Origin of the sequence: Mesorhizobium sp. M1A.F.Ca.IN.020.06.1.1, from assembly GCF_004023265.1 — a bacterium.
Taxonomy (GTDB): Bacteria; Pseudomonadota; Alphaproteobacteria; order Rhizobiales; family Rhizobiaceae; genus Mesorhizobium.
Genome location: NZ_RZSR01001580.1, coordinates 1 through 726, shown reverse-complemented (window position 1 = coordinate 726; position 726 = coordinate 1). Strand labels below are relative to the sequence as shown.

Below are 726 nucleotides of genomic sequence, written 5' to 3'. Positions count from 1 at the left end.
CTTTGATGCCTTCGATGGCACGCGTCAGCGCTTGGTCGCCCGCGGCATCGAGGTTGGAATTCGGCTCGTCGAGCACGACGAGGAACGGATTGCCGAACAGCGCGCGCGCCAGGCCTACACGCTGACGCTGTCCGGCGGAAAGTGCCGCGCCGCTCTCGCCGATCTCGGTTTGATAGCCTTCGGGCAGGCGCAGGATCATGTCGTGCACGCCGGCAGCCTGGGAGGCCTCGATGATCGCCTCCGGCATGGCGTTCTCGTCGAAGCGGCTGATGTTCTGGGCGACCGTACCGGCGAACAATTCGACATCCTGCGGCAGATAGCCGATATGGCGGCCAAGCGCCTGCGCCGGCCACTGCTCGATTGCAGCGCCGTCGAGACGGATCTTGCCGCGCATCGTGGGCCATACGCCGACGAGCGCGCGCACGAGCGAGGATTTTCCGGAGCCGCTCGGGCCGATCAGGCCCATGCCGGAGCCGGCGTCGAGCGAAAAGTCGATATCCTCCAGCAGGATGCGCCGTCCACCAGGCGCCGTCACCCCGACGGTTTCCACAGCGAGTGTCGCGTTTGGCGCCGGAAGCTCCATGCCGCCATCGTCGACCGGAAAGGCGGCAAACAGATCGACCAGCCTCTGCCAGCTCTGGCGCGCGCTGAGGAAGTGCTTCCAATACGCGGTGGCGAGCTCGATCGGCGCCTATCTGGTCATTTACCAGCAGGCCACGCCCGGCA

General features: G+C 66.3%; 1 pseudogene. It reads right to left on the bottom strand.

Features of this window, described 5'->3' with window-relative positions:
* Window positions 1-691 (bottom strand): annotated as a pseudogene (locus EOA60_RS35670) (ATP-binding cassette domain-containing protein); the annotation flags it as partial.
* Between the last annotated feature and the right edge of the window lie 35 nt (window positions 692-726).